We start from the raw sequence: 17,837 nt of genomic DNA, 5'->3' as shown, positions 1-17,837 counted from the left end.
GTGATACCTCAGCTTTTTTTGACCACGGATTGATGCCCTGCCTTGATCTGCGCCACTGCGGGGGTCCAGAGCACGTCAGCGATCTCACTGAATTCGCGCCACTGTTTCTGCCAGCCATCACCGCCATTCCCGGAGGTGAACAAGTGCCCGTACTTGGTTCCCGCAACGATCTGTCGCGGATTTTCCGGGTTGAAGGCAATGGCCCAGACGCAGGAGTTGGGTTGTTGCGGCAGGGGCAGCACTTCCCAGCTGAGCGCAGCATCACGGGACACCAGGATCTTGCTGGTGGTACCGGGCGTGCCATCGGAAATACTCAGGTACAGGTCGCTTTGCGTGCCCAACGGCGCGTTCATGGCGCGCATGTAGTACAGGCCAAACGCTTCTCGACCGATAATGCCAGTCCAGGTCAGCCCCTCATCCAGGCTGCGGTAGACGGCGTTGACGCAGACCACCACGATGACTTTCTGACCATGATTGGGCAGTACCAGAATGTTGTGGACATCCGAGTTGTAGTCCCACAGCAGCCGATCATCGACGCGCGTCCAGCTGTCGCCACCGTCACGGGAGTGGAATAACCCACCCTCTTCAAGGCCGAACCATAGCTGGTTGCGGTCGGTCGGGTCATAGGCGAAAGCCAGCAGCCGTGGGCGGCTGACTCCGTCGCAGAATTCCGGAATCTCAACCGGCGCACGATCCCAACTGAGACCACCGTCCAGAGTCCTCCACAGTACGGCGCGCGAAGGTGCACCGGTGCCGACGAAAATCCGTTGCGCGTCCTGCGGATCGACGGCGACTTTCCAGACCGTCTGCCCGTTGAAAGGCGAATCGACCCGCTGCCAATGGCCGCCGGTGTCGCGGCTGACACACAAACCTACGTCCGTGCCGGCGTAGATCACCTCAGGCTCGCCGGGGTGCACGCTCAAGGATCGAGTGATCGCGTCGAACTCCAGATCCTGGCCCAGGCCCAGGCGATGCCAGGTCCGACCCTCGTCGGCGCTGCGGATCACCGCCTGCCCTACCGTGGCCACTAACAGGGTTCCGTTACTCATCGCTGGTGCTCCTCAGATGTAGATACCGCGGGTCAAACCGCCGTCGATGCCGATGGATTCTCCGGTCACCGCGCCAGCCTTTGGCGACGCCAGGAAACCAATCAGCCAGCCCATTTCAATCGGTGCCAGGGTGCGGCGAATCGGCGTCGCGTCGATGTAGGCCTGCTCAACCTGTTCCGAGGTCTTGCCTTGCTTGACCGCTTCGCGCTCGTACAACTCCTGGATGTGCGGGGTGTCAACCACGCCAGGGTGAATCAGGTTGACCGTGATGCCCGAAGGGCCCAACTGGTCGGAGAGGGTTTTGGTCATGTGGGCGATCGCCAGGTTGCGCATCCCCGAGAGGACTTTGCTGCTGCGCCCGGTGAGGCCGCCGATGTTGATGATGCGACCGAAACCGCCGGCCTTCATGTGCGGGGTCACTGCCTTGGCGCAACGGAAGTAGCCGATCACCTTGGTGTTGAGATCCGACAGCAACTCGTCGTCGCCGGCATGTTCGATGTCATTGCGCACCACTCCGGACGGCGCTGCGGCACCGTTGACCAGGATGTCGATGCGGCCGAAGTGTTTGTGCGCAGCTTCGACCATGTCAGACACGGCCGACATCTGATTGGTGTCGCAATACAGCGGCAGTACTTCGTTGCCGGTCTGAGCCGTGATCTCTTCGGCAGCCTGTTGGAGAAACTCCATGCGGCGTGCGCAGATCACCACCTTGCAGCCCTCTTCGGACAGAAAACGTGCGACTTCCTTGCCGATACCCATACCTCCGCCGGTGACGATGGCCACGCGGCCTTTCAATTCCAGATCCATAGCATTTCCTCTTGTGATTATTCGGTTCAGGCGAGATCGACGAAGACGCTCTTGGTCTCGGTGTAGGCATCGATCACGTTTTTACCCATTTCCCGGCCCCAGCCAGATTGCTTGTACCCGCCGAACGGCGAAGCCGCGTCGACCACGTTCCAGCAGTTGATCCACACCGAGCCCGCCTTGAGCTGCGCTGCCACGCGGTGCGCCGAGCGCAGGTCGCGGGTCCACAGGCCTGCTGCGAGGCCATAAGGCGAATCGTTGGCGCGCAGCACCAGGTCGTCGATTTCGGTCCAGCTCATGACGGTCAGCACCGGACCGAAGATCTCTTCGCGGGCGACACAGGCACGTTCGGCGCGATCAAGGAACACGCTGGGCGCAATGAAGTGGCCGCGCTCCAGGTGGGCGGGACGGCCGCCACCGCAGATCAGTTCGGCACCCTCCTCCTGACCACGTTGCAGGTAGCCTTTGACCGTGCTCAATTGGCGGCCCGACACGAGTGGGCCCATGCTGGTAGCCGGGTCCAAACCATTACCGAGCACGTGGGCGGTGGCATGCCGCTCAAGTTCTTCGAGCACCTGATCGAGCACACTGGCGTGTACGTATAAACGTGAGGCAGCCGTGCACACCTGGCCCTGGTTGTAGAAGATGCCGTCGGCGGCACCTTTGGCGGCGCGCACGATATCGGCGTCCGGCAAGATGATGTTCGGCGACTTGCCGCCCAGTTCCAGCGAGACTTTTTTCATGTTGCTGGTGGCCGCCTGAGCGATCAGCCGGCCGACGTGGGTCGAGCCGGTGAAGGCGATCTTGTCCACGTCGGGATGCTGCGCCAGCGGTCCGCCCGTTTCCGCGCCAAGACCGGTGATCAGGTTGACCACCCCCGCTGGAAACCCGGCGGCCTCGATCAACTGCACCAGTCGAATCGCGACCAGTGGAGTTTGCTCGGCAGGCTTGAGCACCGCGACACAGCCTGTCGCCAGCGCTGGGCCAAGCTTCCACACGCACATGTTCAACGGGAAGTTCCACGGTACGATCAGCGCGCACACACCCACCGGTTCACGCAAGGTGTAGTTGAGCATCGGCGCACCGCTGGCCGGCGATACAGGCAGCGTGCTGCCTTCGATCTTGGTCGGCCAGCCAGCGAAGTAGCGAATGATGGTCGCCGCACTGGCCGCTTCCCCTCGAGCGGCTGAGATGGGTTTGCCGTTCTCCAGCGTGATCAACTGCGCCAGCTCCTCGCGGTGCTGATCCAACAGGTCCGCCAGTCGAAACAGCAGCAGACCGCGCTGGGCGGGAGACTGCAGTGCCCAGGCGCCGTTGAACGCTGCGCGGGCTGCCGCAACGGCCGCATCTACGTCACGCGCGTCACCTTGGGCCACTTCCGTCAGGGTTTCTTCAGTTGCCGGGTTTTCCACGGCAAACCGCCGGCCAGCGGCGGCGTCCTGCCAACTGCCACCGATAAACAGGCGGCCAGGCTGGGACAGAAAGTGTTGCACAGCAGGTAGCACTTCAAACTGTTTCATCATCGACTCCTTCACAGCGCCATTTCGATCAGGCAAGGACCACCTTCGGCATTGGCGTTGGCCAGCGCCCGTTGCAGTTCGGCATTGGTGTGCACCGTGCAGGCCGGCACGCCGTAGCCCTTGGCCAGAGCCTTCCAGTCAATCCGCGGGCTATCGAGCACCGTCAGGCGCAGGGCTTCAGGCCCCATTTCAGTCATGCCGAAGCGGCGCAGTTCGTTCTGCAAAATGGCGTAGCGATGGTTGGCGGCAATCAGGATCACCACCGGCACCTGCTCACGGGCGATGCTCCACAGGGTTTGGATGGTGTACTGGGCACTGCCGTCGGATTGCAGGCAGAACACGCGATTGCCCCGCTCCGCCAAGGCGGCGCCGAACCCCACCGGAATGCCCTGGCCGATCGCGCCACCGGTATTGGTCAACACCCGGTGCCGAGCGGCGCCAGCGGAGGCGGTGAAAAACGGATAGCCGCAGGTGCCGCCTTCCACGGAGACAATGCTGTCGTCCGGCAGCGATGCGGCTAAAACCTGGCCGATGGACTGAGGTGTGAGCTCGGCATGGCCTGGCGGCAGTTCGATGCCCATCGGTGTCGGCACGTAGGCCGGTGCATTGAGGGCATCGGCCAGCGCCGTCAGCGCGCCGGCTACATCGTCACCGACATCGGCCAGCGTCAGCAGACGCTCACGCTCGGCGAGGCGCGACGGGATGCCTTCGTAGCCGAAATAACTGATGGGCTCCGGCACCCCGGCACACACGACCTGGTCGTACTGCTCAAGGATTTCAATGGCCACTTCCGGGAAGTACGGCAGGCGATCCAGATCCGGCAAACCACCACCACGGTAGCTGAGCCGTGGAAAGGTCTCGGCAAACAGGCGCACGCCAGGCAGTTGCGCCAGGCGCCCCGCTGCTTCCAGACCGGCGACCGACAACCCCTCATCCCCGACAATAAACACCAGGCGCTGCCCGTCACGCAGTGCCTGTGCCACCGTCTCGACCCGGTCACCGGCAAACCGGCGAATCGGCGCCCGCATCGGAGCGAACACGCCGTTGTGCGTCACTGCGCTGGCTTGCAGGTCCATGGGCAGAATCAGGCTGGCGATCTGCCCTTTGGCCTGCCAGGCCGACCGCACCGCTTCCTGTAAATCTTCGCCGATACCCGACGCCGTGCGCGAGGTGCGTACCCAACCGGAGACAGTCCCGGCCAAGGCCTGGATGTCACTGGCCAGCGGCGGATCGTAGTTGACATGCCATGACGCGTGATCACCGATCACGTTGACGATAGGGGTATTGGCACGACGCGCGTTGTGCAGGTTGGCGATGCCATTGGCAAACCCGGGGCCCAGGTGCGTCAGGGTCATCGCCGGCTTGCCGGCAATCCGGCCATACCCATCCGCCGCCCCCGTGCACACCCCTTCGAACAACGACAACACCGGCTTCAGTGCTGGTGCGCTGGCCATGGCCGCCACCAATGGAATTTCGGTGGTTCCGGGGTTGGCGAAGCAGTATTCGATACCGCTTGCCGCTGCCGCATTCACTATCAGTTGCGCACCATTCATTTTCAGCCCTCTTGCTTGAGCATTTGCAGTGATGAGATTTATCACACACAAACACTCAATCAACAAGCATTAAATTAATGTTTGTCTCGCTTAGTGAGATTTATGCAATTTTATTTGCACCAGAAAGACTGCCGAGATTGCGTTTTTCTCTCACTGAGGTAGTGTTGCGCCAGCGCTTGGCGCTTCTGCGGGATGTCTGGTCTACGCCGGAACGAAGCACGCGCCCTCCCCCCGTCTTTAGGAACGAAATGAGTAGCCTGAGCAAATTACTGAGTGTCCTGGACCTGTTCGGTCCACAGACATTGAAGATCGACCCCGACACCATTGCCGAGCGCATGGGCCTGTCACGCGCGACCGTGTACCGCTACGTCAAGGATTTGTGCGACGCCGGCCTGCTGACCCGCGTGGACGCCGGCAGTTATGGCTTGGGGCCGCGAGTCATCGAACTGGACTGGATGATGCGTCAGTACGACCCTATCCTCGTTGCCGGGCGCGAGTTGATGCACGAGCTGTCCGCGCAAACCGGCCTGGCCGTGTTTGCGAGCGTCTTTTATGACGGTCGCATCATCAACACCTACATCGCCGAACCCACCGACACCTACCACTTTGCGTTCGGGCGCGGGCAACCGCTGCCGTTCTTTCGCGGCGCGCAATCCAAGGTGTTGATCGCCTTTCAGAAAGGTCGCCGTTTGCAACGCTTGTTCGACGAGCATATGGCCAACGACCCGGACTGCCCTTATGACTGGTCAAGCTTCTCCAAGGCCGCGAAAAAGATTCGCAAGGACGGTTACTGCCTCACCCATGATGAACTCAACCTGGGCTTGACCGGCATCGCCGCGCCGATCATCCAGACGGACATCGACGAAGTGGTTGGCAGCCTGTCCGCCGTCGGCAGCACGCAGAGCTTCAAGCTGCTGCGCCAGGAAACCGTGATCGAAATGGTCATGGATACCACTCGGCGCATCGCCGAAAACATGCGTAATCAGTCGAACACCACCACGCCCTAGCCTATGGACAAGCCGCCGGTCCCTTACCAGGGACGCGGCGGATATGCGGTCAGAACGGAACAGCCACCGTCAATTGGCTGTACAGGTTGGTGCCATTGCCGCCGACTTGATTGCCACCCGTGGTTGAGTCCTGATCGGGTTTGTAGAGGCCAATCAGCGGGGTAATGATCAAGTGCGGGTTGGCTGCCCATTCGGCGTAGATATCCAGCTCACGGGCATTGAGGTTCAGCGCGTTGTTTTTACGCACCGTGTCGAAATCGAAGTACAGCGCGCCCAAGGTCAGGTTTTCCAGCGGAGTGGCCTTCAGACCGACGTGCTGAATGCTGGTATTGCTGTTGAACGGCCCGGCGTAGTTGCCGGCGACTTCGCCCTGAAACCAGGTGCCGTAGCCCATGCTCAAGCCAGTGAACAGCGGATCCCATTTCTGTGAATAGCGGGTATAGCGATAGGTCACCTTGGGCGCCCAGGCGGTATCGGCGAAGGTGTAGCCCGCTTCGCCATACCAGGCTTTCTCAGGCCCGGCGTCCTTGTCCTGCCAGGCGTATTCGAACGCCAGGCTGACGTTCTTGATGCCCGCATCGCCTTCACCGCGAACGCTGTAGACGTTCATGCCTTTGCGCTGGCGTTGAACGTCGGTGGCCCATTGATCGCTCACGTCGATGCCGTGTAACCAGGTCAGCCCGATCGTACCCGGTTGGGTGGTGTAATCCAGCGTGCCGGCGGCCAGTTCGGTTTCGGCCTGGACGCGGTTGTCGGATTTGAGCCACACCAGACTGCCGTGCAGGCCATCTTGCCCACCCAGGCGCAACAGCGCGGTTTGATCGAACGCATGCCGTGCAGCCAGGTAATAAGCGCCCCCACGGTTCATAGTGCCATTGGCCGGACCCTCGCCCAGGTTCAGTCCGTCATCGTTGATCAGGAACCCTCGGCCCAGCTTGACCACCTGGCGCCCGCCGGAAATATCAACCCCGTCCTTGCCTAACGCAGGGAACAGGTCGCCGGAGCGCCAGCCCAGGTAGGCGTCTTCGATCTTTGTTGTGCGCTCGGTTCCCAGGGAATTGCCGCCTGGGTCGCCGTCGCCCCAGGTGGCGGAGCTGACCAGGGCGAATGCCCCATATGCAGTGCCATTGCCCGCCAGGGACTGGTCACCACTCAAGCCGTATTTGATAAAGCCTTCGCGCCAGGTAGATCCACCGGGCGTGCCGTCGTAGTTCTTGCGACTGTTGAACTGGCCGAACACGGCGGTCATGTCTGCGTTGAGGTGACGGCCCTCATCACTGTACAACTCATAGGCCTGGGCCTGATTGATGGCGCATAGCACCAATGTGCACACAAGCCTGCCACCAAACACGGGATGACGTGACGGATTGCGCATGGCTCAAGCTCCTTGTGGTGCGCTTTTAAAGGGGCGGACAAACAGCAGTTGCTGGCCAGTGAACTCCAGCAGCCCCTCAAGGCCGAACTCGACGCCAAACCCGGACATCTTGCTGCCGCCAAACGGCGTATTCGGCTGAATCTGCGCGTGGCAATTGACCCAGGCAACGCCGCTTTCCAGGCGGCTGGCCAGTGCCTGGGCCTGCTCGACATCCGGCCCCCAGACCGATCCACCCAGCCCCATGTCACCGGCATTGGCACGCCGCAGCACATCCTCGACATCCCGGTACGCGATCAAGGGCAATACAGGACCGAACTGTTCCTCGTCGACCAGACGCTGGCCATCTGTCACGTCCGCGACCAAGGTCGGCGGATAAAAGAAACCGGGGCGATCCAGACGCGCGCCGCCGCACAGCACGCGTGCGCCTTGTGCCCGCGCGTCAGCGACCAGCGCGTCGACAAGCTCCAATTGCTCAAGGTTTTGCACCGGTCCAAAGGTGACGCCAGCTTCCAGGCCATCGCCCACCACTTGGCGCGTCGCAATCAGGGTCAGCGCATCAGCGAAGGCCTGGTACTGCGATTCATGGATATACAGGCGCTTGAGGGCCGCGCAGGTCTGGCCCATGTTGAGAAACGCCGCCTGGAAAATCTCCTCGACCACCGCCTCAACCGGCGTACCGGGCAGAACGATTGCCGCGTCATTACCACCCAGCTCCAGCGTCAGGCGCTTGAGGTTGTTGGCGGCGCCGCGCATGACGCTTTGTCCGGTGGCGGTCGAGCCGGTGAACACAATCTTCTGAATGCCGGTATGCGAAGTGATTGCGCTGCCGAAACCTTGCTCACCCGTCAGGCAATTGATCACGCCGTGAGGCACATGGCGGGCGATGATCTCCACCAGGCGCAAGGTGCTCAGCGGGGTCAGGCTCGACGGTTTGCTGATCACACAGTTACCGGCTCGCAGCGCCGGCATGATGTGCCAGACGGCGATCATGAATGGCCAGTTCCACGGCGTGATCGACGCCACCACACCCAAAGGCTTGCGATGCAACTCGATCCGCTGGGTGGGGGTTTCCTCCACCAGCTCCACCGCAATCTCCTGCCCGGCCGCATAGCGGGTCCAGGCGACGGACCCCATGACTTCGGAAAACGCCAGTTCCAGTGGCTTGCCTTGTTCCAGCACAATCAGTCGGGCCAGTGACTCTGCCTCCCGCTCGATATCCGCCGCAACCGCCAACAGGCGCTCGCAACGGTCTGCGTGGGTGCTGTGCCGCCAGCTTTTGAACGCCGCCTGTGCAGCGTCGACCGCCTGGTCGAGTTGCGCCAGCGAGCCGGCGGGGCATTGGGCGAATGCAGCACCGGTGGCCGGGTTGATCACATCAAACTGGCCCTGTTCACCGGCGACCTGAACGCCATTGATGAGCATCTTGTAGTTGTGCATTTGAAACCTTCCTTTCACGCACTGACGAGCCATGCCGGGCAACGGCAGGCTGGAATTGTCTGGTTAGTCGAGCTGTAACGAGTGCGGCCTTAAAGCTTGTGGCTGCCCAAGGCGAGAAACCGTTGCGGGGAGATCTTTCGCAAGCGCGCGGCGAGCATGACGCCGATGATCAGGGCCGCGGGAATGATGGCGCAGAGTCCGTAGGACAATAGCTGGCTGGCCCCGGTCAACACGTCGAAATGCACCACCGCCAGCCCCAGCACGAGCACCAATGCCAGGGAGGAGAAAACAGGCAGGATGCGCCCGCGCCATATCCCGACGTTAAGCTCGGGATGACGCTGAAAGTAGACGCAGACCGCTACCGACGTCAGCGCCATCAGTAAAATGACGCAGAGGGTGGCGAGGTTGGAGAACCAGGCGAACAGTTGCAGGATCGGGTCCGCATCCAATGCAGCGAAAATCAGTACCACCACAGCAGCAATCAGGCTCTGCAACACCGAACCCATATGGGGGCTCTGATGCACGCGGTGAGTGGTGCCCAACAGACTGTGCAACAGGCCATCACGGCCGATCGCGTAAAAATAACGCGCCGCGGCGTTATGAAAGGCCAGGAGGCCGGCATAGATACTCACCATGAACAGCACCCGGATAATCTGAGTCAGCCAGGGGCCGACAAAGTGATCGGACATGCCGTAGATAAACGTCGTGGGATCCTGCAAGGCCTGCAGCATCGGCACGATCTTGTCCGCGCCCACGCCCACCACCATTGACCATACCGACAGCGCGTAGAACCCACCGATCAGCAACACCGAACTGTAGGTGGCAATCGGGATAGTACGCTGCGGGTTCTTGGCCTCTTCGCCGTAAATAGTCGTCGCCTCAAAGCCGATGAATGCCGCAAAACAAAACAGCAGGCCGATGGACGGGGTACCGCCGAGCACATGGGTGCGGTCGAACGCATCAAGGTTGATGCCGCTGTCGCCGCCGGATTTGAGGATGGCAAAATCCAGGATCAGGATCGCCAGGTACTCGGCGATTACCACCACCGACAGCACCCGCGCAGAAAGGTCGATCTTGCGATAGCCCAGAATCGCAATGCTCGCCATCGCCATCAGCGAGTAGGACCACCACGGCAACACCAGCCCAAATACACTTTCCATGGTGCCACTGACGACCCCACCGAACATGCCATACAACCCGACCTGAAGAATGTTATAGGCAAACATCGCCAACACCCCGGCCGCACCGCCTGCCAGGCCACCCAAACCACGGGAGGTGAACGCATAAAAACCGCCGGCATTGGTCAGGTGCCGGGACATGGTGGTGTAACCCACCGAGAACGCGAGCAGCACCAGCAACGCCAGGATCAGCAATGCCGGAGTACCGGCACCGTTACCCAGCATGATGCCAATCGGGAAGCCACCGGCGATCACACTTAAAGGGCTCGCCGCCGACACCACGAAGAAGATTATGAACCCGACGCCCAGGGCGCCACGCTTGAGCTCCGTGGAGCTGTTGATCGAGATAGGTACACTCATGTTGTTGACCTTATTGTATGAGGCAGTCGCTGTTGGGGTGGCCCGATTGAATTCCATCGGCACCAATTAGCGTTTTGTTTTAGTTGCGCGCTGAACTCGATCCTATGCCCGCCCCTGAACCGCTCGCTATCCCAAATCGGTAGCATCCGAGGCGCCGCCCCAAAACAGGTCGATGCGACACCCGCAATCAGGCAGTCCTTGCCGATTCGGGATAACCGGCTGGCCGTTCCCTCCCGCATGCTAGCGTCACCCGCTCTATACCCAGATGCCGGCACCGATAATAAAAGCGAGGGCCTGGTCCACAGCCCATCGCAGCCAAAGCCCTCTGCAGGAAGTCCCAGTCATGCGTTTAGCTCATCTCACTATCCAATGGCGGATCACACTCCTGAGCGGACTGTGCCTGCTGGCTGTCGTCGGCGCGCTGGTAGGCACCTCGGTGTACCAGAACCAACAAAGTGCAAAATTGCTGAAGGAGCAGAGCAGTCACCTGCTCGGGCAAGCCGCCGTGGAGCGCTTGCAAGCCCAGGCCGCTGCCCATGGCCAACAGGTCGAACGCTTTTTCAACGAAACGGCGCTGTATAGCGAAGGGTTCGCGCAACAGGTTCTGCAACTGCGCGATCAAACGCTAAATGGACGCCTCACGGCTGGGCAATTGCGCGAAGCGCTGATCAGCGTGACCCGTCAGACACTGCTCAACCGCGAAAAAGTGCTCGGCCTGTACGTCATCCTTCTGCCTGACGCGTTGGCGGGCGCAGACGCTAATTTCGTCGGGCAACGTGCACTGGCGAGCAACGAAAAAGGTCGTTTTGCGCTGTATTGGTCACAGAGCCAGCCGGGACACCTGGTCCAGGATGTGCTCACCGAGGCGCAAATCTTCACCAACACAGCCCTCCCCGGCAGCGAACCGACAAACGTCTGGTACACCTGCCCTCAAGCTCAAAGGCGCACTTGCGTGGTGGAGCCCTACACCAGTGAGGTGGAAGGCCAGAAAGTCCTGATGAGCAGCATTTCTGTCCCTCTGATCGCCAACGGCAAGATCCTCGGCGTGGTCGGCATGGACATTGGCCTCGACACTCTGCAAAAGCTGGCTGGCGACCTCGGCCAGGACCTGTATCAAGGCAACAGCGAAGTGGCCATTGTGTCGGCCTCCGGCCAGGTGGCAGGACGCAGCGGCGAAGTCTCCGGGACCACCCTCGATATACGCCAGGCTCTGCAACCCGTGGCAGGCAATCCACTCTGGCAACTGGAGATCAAGGTTCCCCAGGCCCTGGTGCAGGCACCCGCCCGGCAAATGCAAAGCGAACTGGACGACAAAAGCCGCCAGGCCAACTGGCTCAACCTTTGCCTGGGGGTATTGGCCAGTTGCCTCGGCATGTTGCTGATCTGGCTGGCCGCCTACGGGGTGACACGCCCGCTGCTGAAGGTGGCGGGTCTGCTTGATGCCATCGTCGATGGCGATGGTGACCTCACCCAACGCCTGCCCGCCGGACGACGCGACGAATTGGGCCAATTAGCCAATGGGTTCAACCGTTTTCTGGACAAGTTGCAGCCGATTATCCGTGACATTCAAACCGCCTCCCTGGATACCCGCAACAGCGCCAATACCTCGTCGGGGATTGCCCGGGAAGTCAGCGCAGGGATGCAACGCCAGTACCGCGAAGTAGAGCTGGCCGCGACCGCGCTGCACGAAATGAGTGCCAGTGCCCAGCAAGTGGCGCGCCATTCCCACGGTGCCGCCGACGCAGCGACAGCCGCCGAAAGCGCGAGCCGATCAGGTCAAGCGGTGTTCTCCATCGCCGAAAGCAGCATCGAAAGCCTCGATCAGCGTCTGGACACCACCCTTAAGCAAGTGCATGCCCTCGCCAATAGCAGCACCCAGATCGGCCAGGTGCTGGACGTCATCAGCACCATCGCGCAGCAGACCAACTTGCTGGCGTTGAATGCGGCCATCGAAGCGGCCAGAGCGGGCGAACAGGGGCGCGGCTTCGCGGTGGTAGCCGATGAAGTCAGGCACCTGGCCAGCAACACCCAGAGCTCGGTCGAACAGGTCCGCACGGTGATAGAAATGTTGCAGCAGTTGAGCCAGGAGGTGGTGCACAGTACCCAGCTGAGCCGCGAGCAAGCCGGCAACAGCGTGATCCAGGTGCAACAGACCCGTACGGCGCTGGAGAATATTTCCCAGGCCGTGGATGTGATCGAGCAGATGAATCAGCAGATCGCCAGCGCAGCCCTGGAGCAAAGCACAGTCGTGGAAGATATCAGCCATCGGGTCAGTGGCATTCGCAGCATCAGCGAAACACTGACCAAACGGATGAGCGATGCCTCAACGGCCAGTGACTCACTCCATGAAATGGCCAACCATCAACAGCAGCTTGTCGGCCATTTTCGAGTGTAAAGGGGCACGGCAAGCTACCTGCCGGTGCTGACGTCTTGACTGAGTGACAGTTGCCGGCTTTCGACCATCGTTCATCGAGTCCCCCATGATTCCCCCACGTCGTTGGCTGATCCTGGCCATTATTTCCAGCGCATTGCTGCTGATCGTCATTGATATGACGGTGTTGTACACCGCCCTGCCGACACTGACCCGTGAGCTCGATGCCTCGGCCTCGCAAAAGCTCTGGATCATCAACATCTATGCATTGATCGCTGCCGGGCTGCTGTTGGGCATGGGCACACTCGGTGACCGCCTCGGGCACAAACGCCTGTTTATCGGCGGGCTGAGTGTGTTTGGCCTGTTCTCGCTGATCGCGGCCTTCTCGCCATCGGCCAGCGTATTGATCGGTGCCCGTGGCTTCCTGGCCGTCGGCGCAGCGATGATGATGCCGGCTACTTTGGCCATCGTGCGGATGACGTTCACCGACCCGCGCGAGCAGGCGATGGCATTCGGCATCTGGGCATCGGTTGCCTCAGGGGGCGCTGCGTTCGGCCCGGTAGTGGGCGGCCTGCTGCTGGAGCATTTCTGGTGGGGCTCGGTGTTTCTGATCAACGTGCCTATTGTGCTGGTGGCACTGGTCCTCGGCGCGGTGTTGATCCCGAATCACCCGGGGGATGCCAAAAAGCGATGGGACTGGCTGGGCTCGCTGCAGGTCATGATCGGGTTGATCAGCCTGGCGTATGCCGTCAAGGAACTCGGTAAACGGGCGCCCTCCTTCGACGGCATGCTGGTGGCGGTCGTGCTGGGTGCGCTATTCCTGACGCTGTTCATTCGACGCCAACGCCGTGCCGCACAGCCGATGCTCGATCTGGCGCTGTTCACCACGCCTGGCTTCAGAAATGCCGTCATTTCAGCAGTCGTGTCGGCCGCTGCGTTGATCGGCATGGAACTGGTGTTCAGCCAGCGCCTGCAACTGGTGCTCGGCATGTCGCCGCTGGAGGCGGCATTGTTCATCCTTCCCCTCCCACTGGGCTCCTTCGTCGCAGGGCCGCTTGCCGGTTACTACCTGCCGCGCCTGGGAAACCGGCGGATGCTGTGCTGGACGTTGCTGCTGTCGTCAGCCGCGATGCTGAGCTATCTCTTGCTGTACAACGCTGCGGTTTACCTGCAAGTCGCCAGCCTTGCCCTGTTGGGCTTGACGATTGGCGCTGCACTGACCGTTTCGTCCAGCACCATCATGCTCAGCGTGCCCGCCGATAAAGCCGGCATGGCCGCCTCCATCGAGGAAGTGTCCTTTGAACTGGGCGGTGCTGTGGGTGTGACGCTGGCGGGCAGTCTGTCATCGGCGATTTATGCGTATTCGGCGGGCCTGATGATTCCGTCATGGCTGACCCTGAACCCCGCGACATTCGAGAGTCTCGACGACGCGTTGGTCGTCGCCGAGACGTTGTCACCCGAAGGCCGCGCGATGCTGAGCGCATTCGCCCGTGCGGCGTTCGATGCAGGCTTCGTTGCCGTGCTGGCAGCGTCGGCAGTCCTGCTGTTGATCGCATCGCTGCTGGTCAAGTTGAGCAGACAGGCGCAGCCGCGTGAGGTCGCAGACCATCCTTGGTAAGCAAAACGCAGATTTGGTTGAACGGTTCTGCGTGGGGGCCTTAAAGCTTGTGGCTGCCCAATGCCTGGTACCGTTGCGGCGACGCCTTGCGAAGTCGAGCCGCCAGGAACACGCCACCCAGCAGGGCCGCGGGAATGATCGCGCAGAGACTGTATGACAAGGCCAGGCTGGCGCCCGTCAGTACATCGAAATGCACCACCGCGAGTACCAGGACCGCCAAGAGGGCAATGCAAGAGAAACCGGGGAAAATCCGCCCACGCCAGATCCCCACCTTGAGTTCGGGGTGACGCCGGAAAAAGAAGATTACCGCTACGGACGTGAGCGCCATCAACAAAATCACGCACAGCGTGGCCAAGTTGGACAGCCAGGCAAACAGCTGCAGGATCGGATCGGCATCCATGGCGGCGAAAATCAGTACCACCACCGCCGAGATAAGGCTCTGCAACGCCGACCCCATATGAGGACTCTGGTGCACGCGATGGGTAGTACCCAAGCGGTGCGGCAACAGGCCGTCACGCCCAATCGCGTAGAAGTAACGGGCCGCGGCGTTATGAAACGCCAGCAGGCCGGCATAGATACTGACCATGAACAGCACCCGGATAATCTGAGTCAGCCAGGGGCCGACAAAGTGGTCGGACATGCCGTAGATAAACGTCGTCGGGTCCTGCAAGGACTGCAGCATCGGCACGATTTTGTCCGCACCCACGCCCACCACCATCGACCATACCGACAGTGCGTAGAAACCACCGATCAGCAACACCGAGCAGTAGGTGGCAATCGGGATAGTACGCTGCGGGTTCTTGGCCTCTTCGCCGTAAATAGTCGTCGCCTCGAAGCCGATAAATGCCGCGAAGCAGAACAGCAAGCCGATTGACGGTGTGCCGCTGAACACATGACTGCGATCAAACGCATCAAGGTTGATGCCGCTGTCGCCGGCGGATTTGAGGATGGAAAAATCCAGGATCAGGATCGCCAGGTACTCGGCGATCACCATCACCGACAGTAGCCGCGCCGACAGGTCGATCTTGCGATAGCCCAGAATCGCAATGCTCGCCATCGCCATCAGCGAGTAAGACCACCACGGCAGCACCAGTGCGAACATGCTTTCCATGGTGCCACTGACCACCCCGCCGAACATGCCATACAACCCGACCTGAAGAATGTTATAGGCAAACATCGCCAACACCCCGGCCGCTCCGCCCGCCAGGCCACCCAAACCACGGGAGGTGAACGCATAAAAACCGCCGGCATTGGTCAGGTGCCGGGACATGGTGGTGTAACCCACCGAGAACGCGAGCAACACCAGCAACGCCAGGATCAGCAACGCCGGCGTGCCGGCGCCATTGCCCAGCATGATGCCAATCGGGAAGCCACCGGCGATGACACTTAACGGGCTCGCCGCCGACACCACGAAGAAGATGATGAAACCAACACCCAGGGCACCACGCTTCAACTCCGTCGAACTGTTGATCGGGATAGATACGCTCATGTTCTTGACCTTATTGTATGAGGCAGTCGCTGTAGGATCGGTGCAGCAAGCCGTTCACCGTCACCGATAGAGCTTGTCGCTTTTATCGCACGCTGGATTCGATCCTATGCCTCACCGTGAACGCCCCGGTATCCCAAATCGGTAACCTGTTACGCCATCACCTGAACAGCGCCATCCGCCAGCCTGACCTCACTGCGAAGCGAGACGCGCCGTCAGTTCCGACGCCGCGCCGGTCACCAGGTCGCACAGATAGCCTTGCTGAAACGCACCGAACCGCTCACTGCGCCCCACCAGGGTCATGCTCCCGAGGACGCGCTGCTTTTCGTCGAAGATCGGCGCCGCGACGCCACTGCGTCCTGGGTGCAGCTCGCTTTCGCTGATGCAGTAGCCCTGTTTGCGGATGGCGAGCAGGCTCTTGATGAACGGTTTCCACTCCAGCCCCAGATGCTGCAATTCGGATGGGTTCACGTGCGCGTCGTAAACACGTCGGATTTGGCGCGGTAGCAGATAAGCCAGTACGACCCGGGAGGTCGCGCTGTGGAAAAGATCGATCGACCGCCCCCTGCCGCTACCGACCGGTCCAGCATCGGAGCCACGATGGATCAGCACGTTGACCACGGAGTCGCCATGCCACTCGCTGACCAGCGCGTCCAGGCCGGTGTCGACGACCAGGTTGTCGACCAGGTCCCGGCTGCATGCCAACAACGGATCGTAGTTCGTCATCAGATGCTCCAGCGTGACGATTCGCGGGCCGAGCGCATAACCGCGCGGTAATCGCTTCAAAAAGCCCGCGTCGCCCAGTTCGCGCAGATAACGATAGGCGGTGGCGGACGTGTAGCCGAGCTCCCGGCAAATGATGTCCACATCGATGACCGGTTGTTCCGGGCGAAACAGGTCGAAGACCATGAGCAGGCGGCGCAGGCTATTCATCTTTCTCTACATCCTTGTGAAGCCAACGGTCACCCCACACTGCTTTCAGCGGGCGGGTGTTCAGGCATGAGCGCAACCGGTGATGGCAGCGCGGGGGGTATGGGATGGCAACTCTGCGAACAGCTCCTGGTACTCCGCCGCAAAATGGCTGAGGTGAAAGAAGCCCCATTGGGCAGCGGCATCGCCGATCGAGAGATGCGACGCGCGGGTGGACATCAAGGTCCGGCGTACACCGTTGAGCCTCACAGAGCGCAAGTAATTCAGCGGCGTCGTCTCGGCAACCGAGCGAAAGCTGTTCTGCACGGTACGCCGACTGACCTGGAGTCGCTGGCACAACTCGATCACGCTGGGCACGTCGATCATCTCCGCGGTCGCCAAACGGTGGCATTTCTCGACAATGAAGCTGCGCGTGGAGCTTGCGGAGCGTTGTTGCTTGTCGCAAGCCGGGTCGGTCATGAGTTGCAGCAACTCGCCGAGCATCGCCTGTTCCAGCGCCAGCTCCCGCTCCCGATCTCGCGTGCTGTCGAGTTCTTCGTACACCAGGGCCTGGGAGAACATTGCCAGCAATCGGCGACGAGCGTCTGCAAAGCGCGGCGTGGAAACCCTGATCACCGGCTGACGCAGCAACAGGCTGACCTCCTTCGCCGAAGCCGTTTGCGCCAACGCCTGCTCGAACAATTCACGTTCAAAGGTGATCGACAGCAGCTCCATGCCCATCGGCATATGGAACATGAACTCCTCGCCACCGTGAAGAAAGAACAGGCTGCTATCGTCCGCCTCCCGTCCCTGCATCCGAATCGAACCCGGGGTGGTGATCGGCACGGCAAAGCACATCTTGCCTCGGGGAGCCACGCCGTGCTGCACGACACGCTGGTTGATCTGCTCGAGAAAGACGTGGACACCCGCCGTCGACAACTGCATCAGCGAACTCTCAGTCGAGCCTGCCGTTAGCTGACTGTAGTCCTGATTCCACTCCTGGACGGTGGCCGCATGAACATGGACGTCTCTGAAATGGCTGATAGTCTGATTTTTCATGATGTCGAAAGCCTCTGCCAATATTCTTGTTTTTAGATCGCCTTCCTATGCGATATTCGCACATAGTGAGAATTTTGCACAATTCTTTATGAGATTTTAAATTCACTGGAC

General features: G+C 60.9%; 13 protein-coding genes and 1 pseudogene. 4 read left to right on the top strand and 10 right to left on the bottom strand.

The annotated features are described in order from the left end of the window. Positions 1-8: 8 nt before the first annotated feature. From AC1RL4_RS01775 to AC1RL4_RS01760, 4 genes are read right to left on the bottom strand one after another with little or no spacing between them, the layout of a single operon-like run. Entirely contained in the window at positions 9-1,049 is a 1,041-nt protein-coding gene (locus AC1RL4_RS01775; RefSeq protein WP_018927857.1) for a VPS10 domain-containing protein, read from the bottom strand. Between the two features lie 12 nt (positions 1,050-1,061). Continuing rightward, complete coding sequence (locus AC1RL4_RS01770) at positions 1,062-1,856, bottom strand: SDR family NAD(P)-dependent oxidoreductase (protein WP_019578593.1); 795 nt, start codon at positions 1,854-1,856, stop codon at positions 1,062-1,064. Between the two features lie 26 nt (positions 1,857-1,882). Next, positions 1,883-3,373, bottom strand: coding sequence for an aldehyde dehydrogenase family protein (locus AC1RL4_RS01765; RefSeq protein WP_019578592.1), 1,491 nt, complete (start codon positions 3,371-3,373; stop codon positions 1,883-1,885). Positions 3,374-3,384: 11 nt separating this feature from the next. After that, entirely contained in the window at positions 3,385-4,926 is a 1,542-nt protein-coding gene (locus tag AC1RL4_RS01760; protein WP_019578591.1) for an acetolactate synthase large subunit, read from the bottom strand. A 248-nt stretch (positions 4,927-5,174) separates the two neighbouring features. On the opposite strand from AC1RL4_RS01760, the gene AC1RL4_RS01755 reads away from it, so the two are divergent. Then, on the top strand, positions 5,175-5,933 hold the full coding sequence (locus tag AC1RL4_RS01755; protein WP_018927853.1) for an IclR family transcriptional regulator: 759 nt from the start codon (positions 5,175-5,177) through the stop codon (positions 5,931-5,933). Between the two features lie 49 nt (positions 5,934-5,982). Here the strand turns inward: AC1RL4_RS01755 and AC1RL4_RS01750 are convergent, their stop codons facing one another. The 3 genes from AC1RL4_RS01750 to AC1RL4_RS01740 form a co-directional block, all read right to left on the bottom strand. Next, entirely contained in the window at positions 5,983-7,308 is a 1,326-nt protein-coding gene (locus tag AC1RL4_RS01750) for an alginate export family protein (protein WP_230172173.1), read from the bottom strand. Positions 7,309-7,311: 3 nt separating this feature from the next. Beyond that, the gene (locus tag AC1RL4_RS01745; RefSeq protein ID WP_028940846.1) at positions 7,312-8,745 is read right to left on the bottom strand and encodes an aldehyde dehydrogenase family protein; all 1,434 of its coding nucleotides are present in this window, start codon (positions 8,743-8,745) and stop codon (positions 7,312-7,314) included. Positions 8,746-8,834: 89 nt separating this feature from the next. Next, a complete protein-coding gene (locus tag AC1RL4_RS01740; RefSeq protein ID WP_018927850.1) occupies positions 8,835-10,283 on the bottom strand; it encodes an APC family permease in 1,449 nt (482 codons plus the stop codon). A gap of 265 nt (positions 10,284-10,548) precedes the next feature. On the opposite strand from AC1RL4_RS01740, the pseudogene AC1RL4_RS01735 reads away from it, so the two are divergent. The 3 genes and pseudogenes from AC1RL4_RS01735 to AC1RL4_RS01725 form a co-directional block, all read left to right on the top strand. Next, positions 10,549-11,820 (top strand): annotated as a pseudogene (locus AC1RL4_RS01735) (PDC sensor domain-containing protein); the annotation flags it as partial. Between the two features lie 102 nt (positions 11,821-11,922). After that, on the top strand, positions 11,923-12,678 hold the full coding sequence (locus AC1RL4_RS01730) for a methyl-accepting chemotaxis protein (protein ID WP_429571104.1): 756 nt from the start codon (positions 11,923-11,925) through the stop codon (positions 12,676-12,678). 85 nt (positions 12,679-12,763) lie between these two features. Next, entirely contained in the window at positions 12,764-14,272 is a 1,509-nt protein-coding gene (locus AC1RL4_RS01725; protein WP_028940848.1) for an MFS transporter, read from the top strand. Between the two features lie 40 nt (positions 14,273-14,312). On the opposite strand, the gene AC1RL4_RS01720 is transcribed toward AC1RL4_RS01725, so the two are convergent. The 3 genes from AC1RL4_RS01720 to AC1RL4_RS01710 all read right to left on the bottom strand — a co-directional run bounded on the left by AC1RL4_RS01720 (position 14,313) and on the right by AC1RL4_RS01710 (position 17,726). Further along, on the bottom strand, positions 14,313-15,761 hold the full coding sequence (locus AC1RL4_RS01720) for an APC family permease (protein WP_028940849.1): 1,449 nt from the start codon (positions 15,759-15,761) through the stop codon (positions 14,313-14,315). 189 nt (positions 15,762-15,950) lie between these two features. Further along, entirely contained in the window at positions 15,951-16,691 is a 741-nt protein-coding gene (locus AC1RL4_RS01715; RefSeq protein WP_018927846.1) for an IclR family transcriptional regulator, read from the bottom strand. A gap of 60 nt (positions 16,692-16,751) precedes the next feature. Further along, positions 16,752-17,726 (bottom strand): helix-turn-helix domain-containing protein, encoded by a 975-nt coding sequence (locus AC1RL4_RS01710; protein WP_026286553.1) that lies wholly within the window; start codon positions 17,724-17,726, stop codon positions 16,752-16,754. Positions 17,727-17,837 lie beyond the last annotated feature (111 nt).

The organism is Pseudomonas sp. GW822-FHT07A10, from assembly GCF_058798795.1.
Note: the sequence above shows the minus strand (reverse complement) of the source record. Positions and strands in the feature narration are given on the sequence as shown.